Annotated in this window: 20 protein-coding genes and 1 pseudogene; 10 read left to right on the top strand and 11 right to left on the bottom strand. The window is 60.5% G+C overall.

Translation table 11 applies throughout. From position 1 onward, the window contains the following. The 4 genes and pseudogenes from QN219_RS04440 to fghA all read left to right on the top strand — a co-directional run. Positions 1 to 178: pseudogene (locus tag QN219_RS04440) on the top strand (S-(hydroxymethyl)glutathione dehydrogenase); the annotation flags it as partial. Between the two features lie 77 nt (positions 179 to 255). Continuing rightward, positions 256 to 696, top strand: a complete 441-nt coding sequence (locus tag QN219_RS04435; protein WP_283998213.1) for a YaiI/YqxD family protein — start codon at positions 256 to 258, stop codon at positions 694 to 696. Positions 697 to 721: 25 nt separating this feature from the next. Continuing rightward, a complete protein-coding gene (locus QN219_RS04430; protein ID WP_283998211.1) occupies positions 722 to 1369 on the top strand; it encodes a DUF1345 domain-containing protein in 648 nt (215 codons plus the stop codon). Positions 1370 to 1396: 27 nt separating this feature from the next. Continuing rightward, positions 1397 to 2230 carry an S-formylglutathione hydrolase gene (fghA, locus tag QN219_RS04425; protein WP_283998209.1) on the top strand — a complete coding sequence of 278 codons (834 nt, stop codon included), beginning with the start codon at positions 1397 to 1399 and terminating at the stop codon, positions 2228 to 2230. A 151-nt stretch (positions 2231 to 2381) separates the two neighbouring features. Here fghA and QN219_RS04420 read toward each other — a convergent pair whose 3' ends face one another. Continuing rightward, positions 2382 to 2693, bottom strand: a complete 312-nt coding sequence (locus QN219_RS04420; protein WP_283998207.1) for a DUF1883 domain-containing protein — start codon at positions 2691 to 2693, stop codon at positions 2382 to 2384. A 140-nt stretch (positions 2694 to 2833) separates the two neighbouring features. On the opposite strand from QN219_RS04420, the gene crcB reads away from it, so the two are divergent. From crcB to QN219_RS04400, 4 genes are all read left to right on the top strand, one after another. Continuing rightward, entirely contained in the window at positions 2834 to 3211 is a 378-nt protein-coding gene (gene crcB, locus QN219_RS04415) for a fluoride efflux transporter CrcB (protein ID WP_283998206.1), read from the top strand. Positions 3212 to 3292: 81 nt separating this feature from the next. Further along, complete coding sequence (locus tag QN219_RS04410) at positions 3293 to 4285, top strand: RluA family pseudouridine synthase (RefSeq protein ID WP_283998205.1); 993 nt, start codon at positions 3293 to 3295, stop codon at positions 4283 to 4285. Continuing rightward, positions 4285 to 4950: an HAD-IA family hydrolase gene (locus QN219_RS04405; RefSeq protein WP_283998203.1), complete on the top strand. Its 666-nt coding sequence runs from the start codon at positions 4285 to 4287 to the stop codon at positions 4948 to 4950. The genes QN219_RS04410 and QN219_RS04405 overlap by 1 nt, the downstream gene beginning before the upstream one ends. Then, positions 4943 to 5728, top strand: coding sequence for an ATP12 family chaperone protein (locus QN219_RS04400; RefSeq protein ID WP_283998201.1), 786 nt, complete (start codon positions 4943 to 4945; stop codon positions 5726 to 5728). The genes QN219_RS04405 and QN219_RS04400 overlap by 8 nt, the downstream gene beginning before the upstream one ends. Before the next feature lie 151 nt (positions 5729 to 5879). Here the strand turns inward: QN219_RS04400 and sugE are convergent, their stop codons facing one another. The 3 genes from sugE to QN219_RS04385 form a co-directional block, all read right to left on the bottom strand. After that, positions 5880 to 6194 carry a quaternary ammonium compound efflux SMR transporter SugE gene (sugE, locus tag QN219_RS04395; protein WP_283998199.1) on the bottom strand — a complete coding sequence of 105 codons (315 nt, stop codon included), beginning with the start codon at positions 6192 to 6194 and terminating at the stop codon, positions 5880 to 5882. A gap of 261 nt (positions 6195 to 6455) precedes the next feature. Beyond that, a complete protein-coding gene (locus tag QN219_RS04390; protein ID WP_283998197.1) occupies positions 6456 to 7766 on the bottom strand; it encodes a replication-associated recombination protein A in 1311 nt (436 codons plus the stop codon). Beyond that, positions 7763 to 9160 (bottom strand): DegQ family serine endoprotease, encoded by a 1398-nt coding sequence (locus QN219_RS04385; protein ID WP_283998195.1) that lies wholly within the window; start codon positions 9158 to 9160, stop codon positions 7763 to 7765. The genes QN219_RS04390 and QN219_RS04385 overlap by 4 nt, the downstream gene beginning before the upstream one ends. Before the next feature lie 196 nt (positions 9161 to 9356). On the opposite strand from QN219_RS04385, the gene msrP reads away from it, so the two are divergent. Then, a complete protein-coding gene (gene msrP, locus QN219_RS04380; protein WP_283998193.1) occupies positions 9357 to 10298 on the top strand; it encodes a protein-methionine-sulfoxide reductase catalytic subunit MsrP in 942 nt (313 codons plus the stop codon). 2 nt (positions 10299 to 10300) lie between these two features. Beyond that, on the top strand, positions 10301 to 10957 hold the full coding sequence (msrQ, locus tag QN219_RS04375) for a protein-methionine-sulfoxide reductase heme-binding subunit MsrQ (RefSeq protein WP_283998191.1): 657 nt from the start codon (positions 10301 to 10303) through the stop codon (positions 10955 to 10957). 144 nt (positions 10958 to 11101) lie between these two features. Here the strand turns inward: msrQ and rplQ are convergent, their stop codons facing one another. The 7 genes from rplQ to rplO form a co-directional block, all read right to left on the bottom strand. Next, a complete protein-coding gene (gene rplQ, locus QN219_RS04370) occupies positions 11102 to 11527 on the bottom strand; it encodes a 50S ribosomal protein L17 (protein ID WP_173512622.1) in 426 nt (141 codons plus the stop codon). Positions 11528 to 11670: 143 nt separating this feature from the next. After that, a complete protein-coding gene (locus QN219_RS04365; RefSeq protein ID WP_136504366.1) occupies positions 11671 to 12681 on the bottom strand; it encodes a DNA-directed RNA polymerase subunit alpha in 1011 nt (336 codons plus the stop codon). 103 nt (positions 12682 to 12784) lie between these two features. Continuing rightward, positions 12785 to 13174 (bottom strand): 30S ribosomal protein S11, encoded by a 390-nt coding sequence (gene rpsK, locus QN219_RS04360; protein WP_003536496.1) that lies wholly within the window; start codon positions 13172 to 13174, stop codon positions 12785 to 12787. 229 nt (positions 13175 to 13403) lie between these two features. After that, complete coding sequence (rpsM, locus tag QN219_RS04355; protein WP_014328076.1) at positions 13404 to 13772, bottom strand: 30S ribosomal protein S13; 369 nt, start codon at positions 13770 to 13772, stop codon at positions 13404 to 13406. Positions 13773 to 14005: 233 nt separating this feature from the next. Continuing rightward, entirely contained in the window at positions 14006 to 14584 is a 579-nt protein-coding gene (locus QN219_RS04350) for an adenylate kinase (RefSeq protein ID WP_283998189.1), read from the bottom strand. Continuing rightward, positions 14581 to 15921 carry a preprotein translocase subunit SecY gene (secY, locus tag QN219_RS04345; protein ID WP_283998187.1) on the bottom strand — a complete coding sequence of 447 codons (1341 nt, stop codon included), beginning with the start codon at positions 15919 to 15921 and terminating at the stop codon, positions 14581 to 14583. Before secY ends, QN219_RS04350 begins: the two co-directional genes overlap by 4 nt. A gap of 234 nt (positions 15922 to 16155) precedes the next feature. Continuing rightward, positions 16156 to 16626 (bottom strand): 50S ribosomal protein L15, encoded by a 471-nt coding sequence (gene rplO / locus QN219_RS04340; protein WP_283998185.1) that lies wholly within the window; start codon positions 16624 to 16626, stop codon positions 16156 to 16158. Between the last annotated feature and the right edge of the window lie 11 nt (positions 16627 to 16637).

Raw genomic sequence — 16637 nt, 5'->3', positions numbered from 1 at the left:
CACCGCCTTCGGCGGCGCGCGCGGGCGCACCGACGTGCCGAAGATCGTCGACTGGTACATGGAGGGCAAGATCGAGATCGATCCGATGATCACCCACACCATGCCGCTCGACGACATCAACAAGGGCTTCGAACTGATGCATTCCGGCGAAAGCATCCGCAGCGTCGTCCTCTACTAAGTTGTCAAACTGAATCACAGAGCGCCGGAATCGATTGAATTCCGGCGCTTCTTGACTGTTCGGAAGTGCGTTCAAACATGATCTATGTCGATGCCGACGCCTGTCCCGTGAAGGCGGAAATCCTGAAGGTGGCGGAGCGTCACGGTTTCAAGGTGACTTTGGTCGCCAATTCCGGCCTGCGTCCGTCACGAGACCCGATGGTGCACAACGTCATCGTATCGGCGGGCTTCGATGCAGCCGACGACTGGATCGCCGAACGCGCAGGAGAAGGCGACATCGTGGTTACGGCGGACGTCCCGCTCGCCGCACGCTGTGTCGCCGCTGGCGCGCTCGTCACCGGACCGTCCGGTCGGCTCTTCGACAAAAGCAACATAGGCATGGCCTCCGCAATGCGCGACCTCGGCGCGCACTTAAGGGAAACCGGCGAAAGCAAAGGCTACAATGCAGCCTTCACGGCAAGGGACCGCTCAGCCTTCCTGGAGACACTTGACCGGCTGTGCCGCCAAGCCAAAAGATGAACGCGGAAGGACGCTGGGCCGCACGATGAAACGGACGACAAGGCTGCGACACTGGCCATTCTATGCCGCGCTTGGCTGCGCCTTGCTGAGCCTACCGATCTCCCTGGTCCTTGCTCCACGCTTTGCGCTGGAGATCACCGCCATCACATTCTTCTGCGTTTATCTCATCAAGGCGGCCGTGCGGCTCAGGCGCTTGACCGGAAGTTATCTCGAACACCATGCGCATAGCACCGACGAACCTGAAGCGGTCATTTTTCTGGTTACGCTTGCTGCGGCTGCCGTCTCGCTGCTGTCACTTTTCCCGGCGCTCAATCGGCAAGATCAGGGCTATGGCTTCGAACTGCCCCTCGCCTTTGCTTCCGTGGGACTCGGCTGGGCGACGATCCACACCATGGCGGCAATGCACTACGCGCACGTCTATTGGGTGGACGATGAGAGCCGTGATCCGATCGAGCCGGCACGCGGACTTATGTTTCCGGAAACGGACATGCCCGGCGGCTATGACTTTCTCTATTTCGCCTTCGTCATCGGCATGACTGCGCAAACATCGGACGTGGCGATCACGACAACGGCGATGCGCCGCATCAATCTGGCGCATGCCGTGGTTTCGTTCTTCTTCAACACCGTGCTGGTCGCCGCGGCGGTCAACGCCGCTGTCCAGCTGGCCGGCTGACGCCTGTCCTACTTCAAGGAGTATGTCATGAAAATCATCTCGCAAAATACTGCCTTTGGCGGCATGCAGGGCGTCTTTTCCCATGATTCGGCCGCCTGCAAGGGCGAAATGACCTTTGCCGTCTATGTGCCGCCGCAGGCGATCAGCGAGCCGCGCCCAGTCCTCTGGTATCTGTCCGGGCTTACCTGTACCCACGCGAACGTGATGGAAAAGGGCGAGTATCGGCGCATGGCCTCGGAGCTTGGCCTCATCATCGTCTGCCCGGACACCAGTCCGCGCGGCAACGATGTGCCGGACGAAGTGACCAACTGGCAGATGGGCAAGGGCGCCGGCTTCTATCTCGACGCGACGGAAATGCCCTGGGCCGAGCATTATCAGATGTACACGTACATCACGGAGGAACTGCCCGCCTTCGTCAGCCAGCATTTTCGCATGGACATGAGCCGACAGGGCATTTTCGGCCATTCGATGGGTGGGCACGGCGCAATGACCATCGCCCTCAAGAATCCTCAGCGTTTCAGGAGCTGTTCGGCCTTTGCGCCGATCGTGGAACCCTCGACCGCCGATTGGTCGATCGGTGCTTTCGAAAAGTATCTCGGCTCGGACAAGACGACCTGGCGCCAGTACGATGCCTGCGCATTGGTCAGGGACGGGGCACGCTTCCCGGAGTTCCTGATCGACCAGGGTAAGGCGGACGGATTTCTCGAGAACGGCTTGCGACCCTGGTTGTTTGAGGAGGCGATAAAGGGAACCGGAACAGGGCTGACGCTGCGGATGCATGAGCGTTACGACCATTCCTATTACTTCATTTCGACCTTCATGGACGATCATCTGAAATGGCACGCCGAGCGGCTCGGCTGAGGAACGGCCATGCGATCCCGTGGGCGTCAACGCCCACGGCAGCGCTTCTGCATGTTTCCTTAAATCGTAGCCGATTTAAGGATGAAAACGTGCAGCAATTCTAAGTGCTACAGCGTCCTTTGCGCGTCTGATAAGTCGCGCGGCGCTGTAGTCACGACATGGATTGAAAGCGTGGCTGGCCAGCCGTTTCGACCAGGCGGACACTTGACTCGGCAAGACCGTGGTGACCTTCCATGTCGATGACGAGGTGCCAATGGGCGGCCTCAGGGATGGTCATGCGCAGCGGCGATTTTCGCGCGACGCCGCCAAGAAACTGATGCTTCAACGTCTCCCGGTACCGCGTGAAGTTATCGTCGGTCATTAGCCGCACGTTGGCGACGGCGGACAGCGTCACTTCGATCGTTGTGCCGGCCCTTTGTTCCTTGAGGTCGTAGTGCGTATAGTTCACTGCTCGTTTTGTCATCGCCAACCTGGACCGGAAACCTGCATGAGAAATTTCTCACAATGCTAGCCAGTGCCACTTAACGAATGGTTTTGCACCCCGCCGCGGGGCGCTCTTGCCCAGCGATCGTCGTCCACATCTCAGCCCCGGAAATCGGCTCCATGTTCCATATCCTGCTCGTCGGCGCCGGTGGCGCGCTGGGCTCCGTGCTACGCTATCTCGTCGGCCTCTGGACGCTCCATCGGTTCGGTCCCGCCTTCCCCTTGGGCACCTTGTGCGTAAACGTCAGTGGCTCGTTCCTGATCGGCTTCCTGACGGAGTTCATCATGCGCAAGATGGGGGCGTCTGCGGAGATGCGCGTGTTCCTGATCACCGGCGTGCTTGGGGGTTACACCACCTTCTCCGCCTTCTCGCTGGATGCGATAACGCTGCTGGAACACGGCCAGCAGACGCTCGGTGTCGCCTATATCATCGCAAGTGTCACTCTTTCCATCCTTGCCGTCTTCGCCGGACTGGCCCTGATGCGCGCAATGGTCTAAAGCCAGCAATTCAAAGTGCTACAGCGTCCTTTGCGCGTCTGATAAGACGCGCGGTGCCGTAGAAGAACAGGATTTTTGCAGATGGCAGGCATAGAACACAGGCAGGTGGACGGCGACGAGGCGGGAATGCGCCTCGACCGCTGGTTCAAGGTGCATTTTCCCGGACTCGGCTTCGGACCGCTGCAGAAGCTGCTGCGCTCCGGTCAGATCCGTGTGGACGGCGCCCGCGCGAAATCCGACACGCGCGTTCAGCCGGGCCAGACGATACGCATTCCGCCTCTCGGTGTTGATGCGAAGGACACCAAGACGGGTCCGATCGGCGGTCGTGACCTGCGCCACTCACCCGATGGCGAGTTGCTGTCGCGCATGGTGCTCCACGAAGACGCCAAGGTGATCGTGCTCAATAAGCCCGCCGGGCTTGCCGTGCAGGGCGGTTCCGGCGTCAGCCGCCATGTCGATAAGATGCTTGAAGCGTGGACGAGCCAGAAGGGTGAAAAGCCGCGACTGGTGCATCGTCTCGACCGCGACACGTCGGGCGTCCTCGTCGTCGCCCGTACGCGCGGCGCAGCACAGCAATTGACCGCCGCCTTCCGCGAGCGTGACACCAAGAAGACCTATTGGGCCTTGGTCAAAGGTGTGCCGCGCAAGCGCGAGGACCGTATTTCGAGCTGGCTCGTCAAGGAGCAGACGCCGGACGGGGACCGCATGCGGATTGCCAAACACGGCGACGAAGGCGCCGATCATGCGATTTCCTATTACCGTATCGTCGAGCAAGCCGGGCAGAACCTCGCCTGGCTCGAAATGGAACCCTATACGGGCCGCACGCACCAGCTCCGCGTCCATGCCGCGCACATCGGCCATCCGATCATCGGGGATCCGAAATACTTCGAGGCGGACATCAACTGGACCTTCCCAGGCGGGATGCAGAATCGGCTGCATTTGCACGCCCGGCATATCGATATTCCGCATCCGAATGGCGGGCGCCTGAAGGTCACTGCTCCCCTGCCCCCGCACATGGTGCAGAGCTGGAACCTGCTCGGCTTCGACGAAAACACGGCCGACGGGGAAGACTGATGAAACTCGTCCTGTTCGATTGCGATGGGACGCTGGTCGACAGCGTCGGGTTGATCCACGAAGTGATGGCCCGCACCTTCGAAGCCTTTGACCATCCGCGGCCGACGACCGAAGCGACCAAGGCGATCATCGGCCTGACGCTCGACATAGCGATCGCCCGGCTGTTGGGCCGGCAACACGTCGACGATCAAGCGACCATAATGACGGCACATTACAAGGAGATCTTTGCTTCGGTGCGGGGTGAAGCGGGCTTTCAGGAGCAGCTGTTTCCCGGCATTGCCGAAATGTTGCAGACGCTCGCCACGCGTAATGAATTGCTGATCGGCGCCGTAACGGGAAAATCGCGCCGGGGCCTGACACACATCTCGGCCACCCATGGGCTAGACAAGATCTTCTTCGTTTCCCGGACCGCAGACGATTGCCCGTCGAAACCGCACCCCGCCATGGTCGTGGAATGCTGTGCGGAGGCGGGCATAGATGCGAAAGACACGATCGTCATCGGTGACGCTATCTTCGATATGCAGATGGCGAAGGCGGCCGGCGCGGATGCTCTCGGGGTCGCCTGGGGCTATGCAACCGTGCCGAACCTGATCGAAGCTGGCGCCGACCACATTGCCCACGTACCGGGAGACATAATCGAATGGATGGAGCGCAACCATGCCTGATATACGCGACGAGTTGAGCGGCGCGCTGAGCCATGAAGACCCGGTGCGGCGTGCACAAATCCAGATGCAAAAGCCGCTAGCGAAGCGCTTCTACAATGACGTGAGCATCGGTCCCGCGGACGACGGCGCTCATGCCGTGCTTCTTGACGGCCGCACGGTGCGCACGCCGGCAAGACACCCTCTTGCGGTTCCGACACGCAAGCTTGCTGACCTGTTGGCGGCCGAGTGGGATGCGCAAGCCGAGGTCATCGACCCGGCGGCAATGCCGATCACGCGCATCGTCAACACGGCGATCGACGGCGTCGCGGTCGATCATCGCGCCGTGTTCGACGACATTCTGCGCTTCGCCGGCAGCGATCTTCTCTGCTATCGCGCCGACAGTCCGGAAGGGCTCGTCGCACGACAGAACGATCTCTGGAATCCAGTCCTCGACTGGGCAGCGCAATCGCTCGGCGCCCGTTTCATTCTGATCGAGGGCGTGATCCACCAGGAACAGCCTCCAGAAGCAATCTCGGCCTATGCCGAAGGCCTGCGTGCGTTTGCGACGCCGCTCGGACTCGCTTGCCTGCATACGCTGACGACACTCACCGGATCAGCGCTGCTCGCGCTCGCCTTTGCCATGGGGCGGCTGACAGCGGAGGAAGCCTGGACCGCCGCCCATGTCGACGAGGACTGGCAGATCGAACATTGGGGAACCGATGATGAGGCCTTCCGGCGCCGCGAGAACCGCTGGCAGGAGATGCAGGCGGCCGCGACGGCGCTCGACGCCTTGAAATAGCCTCGAGCACGGCGTCGCCTGCCGTTACGACAGACAACTCACCCTACAGCGCCCGCGTGTCTTGTCAGATGCGCCAAAGACGCTGTAGCACTTTGAATTGCTGCATGTTTTATCCGTAAATCGGCTCCGATTTACGGAAACATGCAGAAAGCTAGGCGAAAAATTTGAGACCGGCGATACCGGCGACAATCAGGCCTATGCAGCCGAGACGAATGAACGTCGCCGGCTCGGCAAACAGGAAGATGCCCAACACGACGGTGCCGACAGTCCCAATGCCGGTCCATACGGCATAGGCGGTGCCAAGCGGCAGTGAACGAACAGCAATCCCAAGGAGCGCGACACTCAGGATCATCGATCCGACTGTCAGCACCGTGGGCGTAACCCTTGTAAAACCGTCGGTATATTTAAGACCGATCGCCCAGCCGATTTCGAGAATGCCGGCAAGCAGAAGGGTGAACCAGGCCATTTCAAACTCCCTTGTCTGGAGCGAGGCCGTCCCCGCGGATGTTCGGGACGATACATATCGAACCCGTGCAGCCGTCTGCATAGGCGCTCTATGCCACGGCGACTTGCGGGGAGCAAGGCACCTGCCGGCAAGCCTGCCCTGCGCGCGGGGCAGATGTCGCCTTAGATCGTTTCATTGTTTCAATGAAATAGTGAGATGATCTAACTCCTTGAGATTACGTAATTCTGGACGAAAACCGCTACGCGCTTTTCCTGGGCTGTTCTAAGAATTTCGCTCGCGCCGAAGTTTTTGCCACCACTCCAGTCGCTTGCGAAGCTCGCGCTCGAAGCCGCGCTCAGGCGGGTCGTAGAAGGTCTTGCGCCCCATCTTCTCCGGAAAATAGTCCTGCCCCGAAAATGCGTCCGGCTCGTCGTGGTCGTAACGATATCCCTCGCCGTAGCCCTCGCCCTTCATCAGCTTCGTCGGAGCATTCAGAATATGTTTCGGCGGAAGCAGCGAACCGTTTTCCTTCGCCGCACGCATTGCCGCCTTGTAGGCCGTGTAGACCGCGTTCGACTTCGGTGCCGTCGCGAGATAGACACAGGCCTCGGCCAGCGCAAGCTCGCCTTCTGGCGAGCCGAGATAATCATAGGCATCCTTGGCGGCGTTGCAGATGACGAGCGCCTGAGGATCCGCGAGACCGATGTCTTCGACGGCCATGCGGACCAGCCGCCTGCCGAGATAAAGCGGGTCCTCGCCGGCGTCGAACATGCGGCAGAGATAATAGAGCGCAGCATCGGGATCGGAGCCACGAACGGACTTGTGGAGCGCCGAGATCAGATTGTAATGCCCATCCTGGCCCTTGTCGTAGACAGGGGCACGACGCTGGACGATGTTCTGCAGAGCATTGGCATCGAAGATTTCATCCCGACGCGCCGCCCGCCAGACTTCTTCGGCGAGCGTCAGCGCGGCGCGCCCATCGCCGTCCGCCATCCGCAAGAGGCTGGCGCGGGCATCCTCGTCGAGCGGCAGCGGCTTGCCCTCCGCCTGCTCGGCGCGCCGCAAGAGTTCCTCCAGGCTCGCTGCGTCATGCGGCTTGAAAGTCAAGACACGCGCCCGTGACAGGAGTGCTGCATTGAGCTCGAAGGACGGGTTCTCCGTCGTCGCGCCGACGAGGATCACCGTTCCGTCTTCCATCACAGGCAGAAAGCTATCCTGCTGGGCCCGGTTGAAGCGGTGGATCTCGTCTACGAACAGCAGGGTCTGCCGGCCCGACATCCGTCTGGCGCGCGCAGAGTCGAACACTTTCTTGAGGTCAGCGACGCCGGAGAAGATCGCTGAAATCTGCTCGAAGGCAAGGCCAGCCTCCCCGGAGAGCAGGCGGGCGACCGTCGTCTTGCCAGTGCCTGGCGGCCCCCAAAAGATCATAGAGCCCAGCGAACCGGATGCTATCATGCGCGTAAGGGTACCATCTTCGCCGGTCAGGTGCTCCTGCCCCGTGACTTCGGCAAGCGTCCGCGGCCGCAGCCGATCGGCGAGCGGCCTCGCCGACGCCATTTCCGGTGGTTCAACTGGAGAAAACAGGTCGCTCATCGGAAGAACTGTCGGATGATCTGGCCGTCGCGCTCAATTTCGACGCGCCAGACGGATGCGTCCTCAGCCATCACGGTCTCCAGCGTCTCCGAACTGTCGATGACCGTTCCGTTGACCGAGCGGACGATGTCCTTCGGTTCGAGGCCAATACGGGCCGCCGGTGAGCCACGGTTGATCTCGGTTACGACGACACCTTGTAGGGAAGTCGGCATGCGCAACTCTTCCGCCAGCCGGGGTGAGAGATTTGCCACCACTGCACCAGCGAAAGGATTGCGCCCCTCGATCAAGCGCTCATCACGCGGCGAGGTCTCCGGTGCCTGCTCGAGCTTCAGGACGACGTCGCGCGTGTCTCCGTTGTCGGAAATCGTCACGCGCGCTTCGTGACCGATGCCGACGGTCGTCAGGCGATAACCGAGCGCGTCGGGGTGCTCGACGGCAATGCCGTTGACCGCGGTAACCACTTGCCCGGACTCGATGCCAGCGGCTGCGGCCGGACCGTCCGCGGCGACGGCAGTGACCAGTGCGCCGCGTGCCCGGTCGAGCCCGAGCGCCTCGGCCACCTCGGACGTGACAGGTTCAAAGGTCGCGCCGAGGAAGGGACGGATGAAGGAGCCGCCGCCGCCCTCCGCGGACGCGACAAAGACCTTGACCAGATTGGCGGGAATAGCGAAGCCGACGCCGTTGGAGCCACCGCCCCTCGAAAAGATCGCCGTATTGATGCCGATCAGTTGCCCGTTCATGTCGATCAGACCACCGCCGGAATTGCCTGGATTGATGGCGGCGTCCGTCTGAATAAAGAAGCCGAAGTCACCGGAGGTAATCTGGTTACGGGCGAGCGCCGATACGATGCCGCTCGTGACCGTCTGGCCGACGCCGAACGGATTGCCCATCGCGAGAACCAGATCGCCCACCTCGACGGCGTCGGAATCGCCGATGGGAATGATGTCGAACGGCCCGTCCGACTGGATCTTCAGAACGGCCAGGTCCAGCCGGTCATCCTTGAGCATGATCTTGCAGGGAAATTCACGACCGTCGGCAAGCGCGACCTTGATGTCGTCAGCGCCCTCGATAACGTGGTTGTTCGTGACGACGACGCCGTTCCGACCGACGATCACGCCCGACCCGAGCGACGACTGTTTTTCGGTCCTGTTCGGCATGCGTTGGCCGAAGAACTCTTCGAAGAAGGGATCACCGGCAAAAACCGACCGCCGCTCGACGACCCGTTCGGCATAGACGTTCACCACGGCATTCGCCGTCTGCTTGACCAGAGGCGCAAAGGAAAGCTGCATCTCGGCGCGGGATTCGGGCACGACCTTCGCGTCCTGCGCCACCGCCGGAACGGACAGTCCAACCGCAAGGACAAGCGGAACCAATGCTCGACGGCCAAAGATCATGTAGCACTTCTCCCTTTCGTTGCCGCTACGTTCAGATAGGATTTCGTGAGAAAAAAGGCAAACGGCTGAACGGGGTAACACTCACGGCCAACGCACGAAAACGTGGTCCCGCGGACCTTTTCCAGTGATTGAAACTCTGATCATCTGGGTTCAGGACCTAATATCTTATGTCAGCCATCGTTATCGAGGAAGTACCATGCCTGCCTACCGCCCGCCGTGTATCGCTGCGTCAGAGATAACGCCCGAACGCTTCTTCCTCAATCGAAGGACATTTCTTACGGCCGCAGCCGGCGGGTTGGTCCTGGGTGGGGCGACGGCCGCGGGTGCGGCCGCGCTCAAGGCCTCGGCGAGCCCGTACAAGATCGATGAGGCCATGACGCCTGAGGAAGACGTAACGAGCTACAACAACTACTACGAATTCGGCACTGGCAAAGGTGATCCAGCCGCCAATGCCGGGGCGTTCAAGCCGTCGCCCTGGGCGGTGAAAGTCGACGGCCTGGTTGGCAAGCCGAAGGAATTCGGGCTTGAGGAGCTTCTGGCCTTCCCCCTTGAAGAGCGGATCTATCGCATGCGCTGTGTCGAGGCCTGGTCGATGGTCATCCCGTGGATCGGCTTTCCGCTGGCGGCACTTCTCGACAAGGTCGAACCGCTCGGGAGCGCCAAATACGTCGCCTTCGAGACCGTCGTAAGGCCTGAGGAAATGCCCGGCCAGGCCGGCTATTTCCAGCCGCTGGAATGGCCCTATCGCGAAGGCCTGCGGCTGGACGAGGCACGACACCCGCTGACGATCCTTTCGGTCGGACTTTATGGCAAGACCCTGCCGAACCAGAATGGCGCGCCGATCCGGCTGGTGGTGCCGTGGAAGTACGGCTTCAAGGGGATCAAGTCGATCGTTCGAATCTCACTGACCGAGACGGCGCCGCCCTGCACGTGGAATCTCAGCGCTCCGACCGAGTACGGCTTCTACGCCAATGTGAACCCTGCCGTCGATCACCCGCGCTGGAGCCAGGCAACGGAGAATCGCATCGGCGAAGGCGGCTTCTTCGGCGCCAATCGGCGCGACACGCTCCCCTTCAACGGGTATGGAGAGGAAGTCGCCAGCCTCTATTCCGGTATGGATCTAGGAGCGAATTTCTGACGATGGCCATCCTCCCCGCCCTGCCGAAGCGCTTCCATGGTCCGTCCGTCTGGGTGCTCTACGCGCTCGGCTTCGGTCCGGCGATATCGGCCTTCTATCTTGGCGCAACAGGACAGCTGCCCGGCAACGCCGTCAAGGAGTTCGAGCATCTGCTGGGCCTTTGGGCGCTTCGCTTCCTGGTCGCGACGCTGACGATCACGCCGATCCGTGATCTTTTCGGCATAAACTGGCTGCGATACCGTCGCGCGCTCGGCCTGCTCGCCTTCTACTATGCTCTGATGCACTTTCTGGCCTATATGGTGCTGGACCAGACGCTGCGAATTCAGCCGATCATCGCCGATATAGCTCGCCGGCCTTTCATAACCATAGGCATGGCTGCGCTCGCGATGTTGCTTCCCCTTGCGCTCACGTCGAACAATTGGTCGATCCGCAGGCTCGGACCACGATGGAACAAGCTTCATCGACTGGCCTATGTGATAGCGGCTGCCGGCGCTCTTCATTTCGCCATGGCTGTGAAGGTGGTGGGGCCGGAGCAGGTGCTTTATCTCGCCCTCGTCACCCTGCTCCTTGGGTGGCGGGCGGTGCGAACGCGTTTCCTTCGCTGGAAGCGTCAGCAGGCAGTCCCAACTCGTTCCGCAATGGAAAAAGCGGCCGGGTGACAATCACCCGGCCGCTCAGTTTCTTCGATCGCTTCCTGCAGCGCCACGCGTCTTACCGGGCGCGCAAAAGGTTCTGTAGCATTTTGAATTGCTGCATGTTTTTATCCTTTTATCGGCTCCGATCTAAGGAACATGCGGTAGCGATCAGGCTGCTTCGGCCGCCTCGGCTTCGGCTGCAACGCGAGCACGGTCCTTCGCACCCTTGGCATCGACATCGCGGTCAACGAATTCGATGACGGCGAGAGCGGCGTTGTCGCCATGACGGAAGCCTGCCTTCATGATGCGCAGGTAGCCGCCGTTGCGGGTGGCGTAACGCGATGCGATCGTGTCGAACAGCTTCGAGACGACGGCGGCGTCGCGGATCTGCGAGATCGCCTGACGGCGGGCATGCAGGTCGCCGCGCTTGCCGAGCGTGACAAGCTTTTCGACGATCGGACGGATTTCCTTTGCCTTCGGCAGGGTCGTGACGATCTGTTCGTGTTCGATCAGCGAAGCTGCCATGTTGGCAAACATCGCCTTGCGGTGGCTGGCGGTTCTATTCAGCTTGCGGCCGGCTTTACCGTGGCGCATGGCTATTCTCCTTTACTTGCAGGCATCCGCCCGCAGTCTAAAACGGCGCGTATATCCCGCTGAGAGCCGAAGGCTTGAAGCGATAAATACGCAGTTAAACTCTCTAAGGCCAGCTTCACGCGTTCTCTCGAACGCGTGCGGCCTTAGTACTGGTCTTCGTAACGCTTGGCGAGATCTTCGATGTTCTCAGGCGGCCAGGACGGCACTTCCATGCCGAGGTGCAGGCCCATGGAAGCGAGAACTTCTTTGATTTCGTTCAGCGACTTGCGACCAAAATTCGGTGTGCGGAGCATTTCTGCTTCGGTCTTCTGAATGAGGTCGCCGATATAGACGATGTTGTCGTTCTTCAGGCAGTTGGCCGAACGGACGGAGAGTTCCAGTTCGTCGACCTTCTTGAGAAGCGCCGGGTTGAAGGCGAGTTCGGTGACTGCCTCTTCCTCTGCTTCCTTGTGCGGCTCTTCGAAGTTGACGAAGACCGACAGCTGGTCCTGAAGGATGCGCGCCGCAAAGGCGATCGCATCTTCACCGGTGACAGAGCCATCGGTTTCGATGGACATCGTCAGCTTGTCATAGTCGAGAACCTGGCCTTCACGGGTGTTTTCCACCTTGTAAGAGACCTTCTTGACCGGAGAGTACAGGCTGTCGACCGGAATGAGGCCAATCGGCGCATCTTCCGAGCGGTTGCGGTCAGCCGGCACATAGCCCTTGCCGTTGTTTACGGTGAACTCCATGCGGATTTCCGCGCCCTCGTCGAGGGTGCAGATCACATGGTTCGGGTTGAGGATCTCGATGTCGCCAACCGTCTGAATGTCACCGGCCGTAACGACGCCCGGGCCCTGCTTGCGCACGACCATGCGCTTTGCGTCGTCGCCATCCATCTTGATGGCGATTTCCTTGATATTGAGCACGATGTCGGTCACGTCTTCCCGGACGCCCGGGATCGAGGAGAACTCGTGCAGCACGCCGTCGATCTGCACCGCGGTAACAGCAGCACCGCGCAGCGACGACAGAAGCACGCGGCGAAGCGCGTTACCAAGCGTCAGGCCAAAGCCGCGCTCAAGCGGCTCCGCGACCAACGTTGCCTTGGTGCGGCCGGAGGAGGCGAACTCCACCTTGTTCGGCTTGATCAATTCCTGCCAATTTTTCTGGATCATGTTTTCTGCCTTCCGTTCGTTGCCACCATCCAATCGTGACAACCGAGCCCCGAAGTCCGGGAGAGCGCCTGAACGCCCTCACCGGGATGTTGAATGCATATGATCAGACGCGGCGCTTCTTGCGCGGGCGGCAGCCGTTGTGCGGGATCGGGGTCACATCGCGGATCGACGTGATCATGAAGCCCGCAGCCTGGAGCGCGCGAAGTGCGGACTCACGACCCGAACCCGGACCGCAAACTTCCACTTCCAGCGACTTCATGCCGTGCTCCTGAGCCTTCTTGGCGCAGTCTTCAGCCGCGATCTGAGCGGCAAACGGGGTCGACTTACGCGAACCCTTGAAACCCTTTGCACCGGCGGACGACCAGGCAATTGCATTGCCCTGTGCGTCGGTGATGGTGATCATCGTGTTGTTGAACGACGAATTGACGTGTGCGACGCCAGACGTGATGTTCTTGCGCTCGCGGCGGCGAACGCGGGTGGCTTCCTTGGCCATTGGATCCCTTTCTTAGATCTCTGCACCGCCGTAATTCCAGCGGCTCCACCGGGAAAAGGATTGTTCGTCCCCTGCCCTGCATCTTCACTTCTTGCCGAACCGGCGCGCCGGCTCGACGGATTTTTCGCGACGCCGATACCGGCCCGCGACGGTCGGGCAGATCGCCCTCCCAAACTGCAAAAGGAGGCCGGCGCACGACGCCAGCCTCCCGCCTTCCCTTTTCGGGAAATTACTTCTTCTTGCCGGCGATCGCCTTTGCCGGACCCTTGCGGGTGCGGGCGTTGGTGTGCGTGCGCTGACCGCGCACCGGCAGACCGCGACGATGGCGAAGGCCACGGTAGCAGCCGAGATCCATCAGGCGCTTGATGTTCATCGAGGTTTCGCGACGCAGATCGCCCTCGACCTGGTAGTCACGGTCGATCGTTTCACGGATCTGAAGGACCTCAGCATCCGTCAACTGATGCACGCGGCGATCAGCCGGAATACCGACCTTCTCGATGATTTCCTGTGCGAATTTCGTGCCGATCCCGTGAATATACGTCAGCGCGATGACGACGCGCTTTGCGGTCGGGATGTTGACGCCAGCGATACGTGCCACGTCTATTCTCCTTGCGTTCCAGTTGCCATCCGGCAATAGGTGCTTCGTTACGCGACCTCGAAGAGCCGCACGTTAATTGAGGTTCGAGACACGTCAAAAACGACCGTACCCGGACTTCATTGCTTTGAAGACCGCGCCGATCGCTTCTCATGTCGCGAGTTGACGCTGTCTTTGGAGGAATCGGCCGGAAAAGTCAACTCCCCCGGTGGTTCCATTTTGGCAAAGACAAATGTCTAAGCCAGAATCTTCTCGATTTCGGCGGTTACCGTATTCACGTCCGCCATGCCGTCCACAGTCTTCAACTGGCCTGTACCGGCATAGTATTCCGACAGCGGAGCCGTCTTTTCGCGGTATTCCGTCAGGCGGCGCTTGAAGGCTTCCGGATTGTCGTCGGAGCGAACGGTTCCGCCCGCCGCGACAGTTTCCGCTACGCGATTCTCCATCCGCCGCACAAGAGCTGCCTCATCGACTTTCAGCTCGATGACGGCATCGAGTTTCAGGCCCTTGCTTTCAAGCATCAGGTCCAGCGCCACGGCCTGCGGCACGGTGCGCGGATAACCGTCGAGGATGAACCCCTTGGCGCAGTCCGGCGCATCGATACGATCAGAGACGATTTCATTGACGATTTCGTCGGAAACGAGCTGGCCGGCATCCATGACCGCCTTTGCCCGCTTGCCCACTTCAGTCGCCTGAGCCACGGCCGCCCGCAGCATGTCGCCTGTGGAAAGCTGCGGAATGCCGTATCTCTCCGTCAGAAGCTTGGCCTGTGTTCCTTTGCCAGCACCCGGCGGTCCCAAAAAAATCAGTCTCATCGTCCCCTCTTTCCTCCGCGCAGCTTCGACTTCTTGATCAGCCCCTCATATTGCTGAGCAATAAGGTGACCCTGGATCTGTGCTACCGTATCAAGGGTCACGCTGACAACAATCAAAAGCGACGTACCACCAAGGTAGAACGGCACGCCGGTCTGCGAGATGAGGATTTCGGGCAGGATGCATACGAAGATCAGATAGATCGCGCCGATGACCGTGATGCGCGTCAACACAAAATCGATGTATTCGGCCGTGCGCTCACCCGGGCGAATGCCCGGAATGAAGCCGCCATGCTTCTTCAGATTGTCCGCCGTGTCCTTCGGATTGAACACGATCGCGGTGTAGAAGAAGGCGAAGAAGGCAATCATTGCGCCGTAGAGCAGCATATAGAGCGGCTGGCCGTGACCAAGCGCAGTGACGATCGCCGTCGCCCAGCCGGGCAGCGTTGCCGTGTTGGCAAAACCAGCCAGCGTCGCCGGCAGAAGCAGCAGCGAGGAAGCAAAGATCGCCGGGATGACGCCCGAGGTGTTGAGCTTCAGCGGCAGGTGCGACGTATCGCCCTGGAACATCCGGTTGCCGACCTGGCGCTTCGGATACTGGATCAGCAGGCGACGCTGCGCGCGCTCGACGAACACGATCAGCGCGATCACAGCCACGACCATGACGATGATCGCGAGAATGAGCGGGGTCGAGAGTGCGCCTGTGCGGCCAAGTTCGAGCGTACCGGCCAGCGCCGACGGAAGCGCCGCAACGATACCGGCAAAGATGATAAGCGAGATGCCGTTGCCGATGCCGCGCGAAGTGATCTGCTCACCGAGCCACATCAGGAACATCGTACCGCCGAGAAGCGAAATCACGGTGGAGATCCGGAAAAACCAACCCGGATCGCCCACTAGGCCACTGCCGCTCTCGAGGCCGATGGCAATGCCATACGCCTGCATCGCGCCAAGAAGCACCGTGCCGTAGCGGGTGTACTGGTTGATGATCTTGCGGCCCTGCTCGCCTTCTTTCTTCAATTGCTCGAGCGCCGGAACTACCGACGTCATCAGCTGTACGATGATCGAGGCGGAAATGTAGGGCATGATGCCGAGCGCGAAGATCGCCATGCGCTCTACTGCACCGCCCGAGAACATGTTGAAGAGCCCCAGAATGCCGCCGCTCTGCCCCTGGAAGGCCTGCGCAAACGCTTCCGGGTTGAGGCCGGGCAGCGGGATATAGGTGCCGAGACGGTAAACCAGAAGGGCACCAAGCGTGAACCAGAGGCGCTTTTTCAGATCTTCCGCTTTGGCGAAAGTCGAAAAATTCAGGTTCGAGGCGAGCTGTTCCGCTGCAGAAGCCATGCGATTCTCCGCGTACCAAATTTCGGAATCAGCGGGAAAACCCGGTCAGTTCCGGAAAGAGTAAGTTTTCGTCTTGGAAAACCGGACGCGAGGCGATTGTCGCTGCAATCGGATGCCTCACCGTGGTTTCCGCTATGCCCGCCGCGGCGAGCGATTCGCCGCTTCGAACGTGAGGCTCACATATGGGAGCAAAACCGCCCGGAGTGAAGCACCCCGGGCGGTTCATCAGTCATATTATTCCGCGGCTGCTGCGAGCAGCTTGATCGAACCACCGGCCTTCTCGATTTTCTCCATCGCCGACTTGGAAGCGCCGGCAACTTCGAGCGAGACCTTGGCCTTCAGTTCACCGTCGGCGAGAACGCGGACGCCGTCCTTGGCACGACGGATAACGCCGGCAGCCTTGAGCGCAGCCGCATCGACCGTCTTCGACGCGTCGAGCTTCTTGGCGTCGACGGCTGCCTGGATGCGACCGAGCGACACAACAACGAACTCCGAAGCGAAGATGTTGTTGAAGCCGCGCTTCGGCAGACGACGGTAGATGGGCATCTGGCCGCCTTCGAAGCCGTTGATGGCAACGCCCGAGCGAGCCTTCTGACCCTTCACACCACGGCCGCCGGTCTTGCCTGAGCCGGAACCGATACCGCGACCAAGACGCTTGCGGTTCTTTGTCGAGCCTTCGTTGTCCTTGATTTCATTCAGTTTCATTTCTGGATCCC

This window comes from Sinorhizobium sp. 8-89 (assembly GCF_030124325.1).
In the GTDB taxonomy this organism is placed as follows: Bacteria; Pseudomonadota; Alphaproteobacteria; order Rhizobiales; family Rhizobiaceae; genus Sinorhizobium.
This window is presented reverse-complemented; position numbering and strand designations above follow the sequence as displayed.

Coding starts and splice junctions, on each gene's coding strand:
- QN219_RS04430 (WP_283998211.1), top strand. CDS start 722: ATGAAACGGACGACAAGGCTGCGACACTGGCCATTCTATGCCGCGCTT.
- rplO (WP_283998185.1), bottom strand. CDS start 16,626: ATGAAACTGAATGAAATCAAGGACAACGAAGGCTCGACAAAGAACCGC.
- QN219_RS04400 (WP_283998201.1), top strand. CDS start 4,943: ATGCCTGATATACGCGACGAGTTGAGCGGCGCGCTGAGCCATGAAGAC.
- fghA (WP_283998209.1), top strand. CDS start 1,397: ATGAAAATCATCTCGCAAAATACTGCCTTTGGCGGCATGCAGGGCGTC.
- msrQ (WP_283998191.1), top strand. CDS start 10,301: ATGGCCATCCTCCCCGCCCTGCCGAAGCGCTTCCATGGTCCGTCCGTC.
- rpsK (WP_003536496.1), bottom strand. CDS start 13,174: ATGGCCAAGGAAGCCACCCGCGTTCGCCGCCGCGAGCGCAAGAACATC.
- msrP (WP_283998193.1), top strand. CDS start 9,357: ATGCCTGCCTACCGCCCGCCGTGTATCGCTGCGTCAGAGATAACGCCC.
- QN219_RS04405 (WP_283998203.1), top strand. CDS start 4,285: ATGAAACTCGTCCTGTTCGATTGCGATGGGACGCTGGTCGACAGCGTC.
- sugE (WP_283998199.1), bottom strand. CDS start 6,194: ATGGCCTGGTTCACCCTTCTGCTTGCCGGCATTCTCGAAATCGGCTGG.
- QN219_RS04390 (WP_283998197.1), bottom strand. CDS start 7,766: ATGAGCGACCTGTTTTCTCCAGTTGAACCACCGGAAATGGCGTCGGCG.
- QN219_RS04385 (WP_283998195.1), bottom strand. CDS start 9,160: ATGATCTTTGGCCGTCGAGCATTGGTTCCGCTTGTCCTTGCGGTTGGA.
- QN219_RS04365 (WP_136504366.1), bottom strand. CDS start 12,681: ATGATCCAGAAAAATTGGCAGGAATTGATCAAGCCGAACAAGGTGGAG.
- rplQ (WP_173512622.1), bottom strand. CDS start 11,527: ATGCGCCACGGTAAAGCCGGCCGCAAGCTGAATAGAACCGCCAGCCAC.
- crcB (WP_283998206.1), top strand. CDS start 2,834: ATGTTCCATATCCTGCTCGTCGGCGCCGGTGGCGCGCTGGGCTCCGTG.
- secY (WP_283998187.1), bottom strand. CDS start 15,921: ATGGCTTCTGCAGCGGAACAGCTCGCCTCGAACCTGAATTTTTCGACT.
- QN219_RS04420 (WP_283998207.1), bottom strand. CDS start 2,693: ATGACAAAACGAGCAGTGAACTATACGCACTACGACCTCAAGGAACAA.
- QN219_RS04435 (WP_283998213.1), top strand. CDS start 256: ATGATCTATGTCGATGCCGACGCCTGTCCCGTGAAGGCGGAAATCCTG.
- QN219_RS04410 (WP_283998205.1), top strand. CDS start 3,293: ATGGCAGGCATAGAACACAGGCAGGTGGACGGCGACGAGGCGGGAATG.
- QN219_RS04350 (WP_283998189.1), bottom strand. CDS start 14,584: ATGAGACTGATTTTTTTGGGACCGCCGGGTGCTGGCAAAGGAACACAG.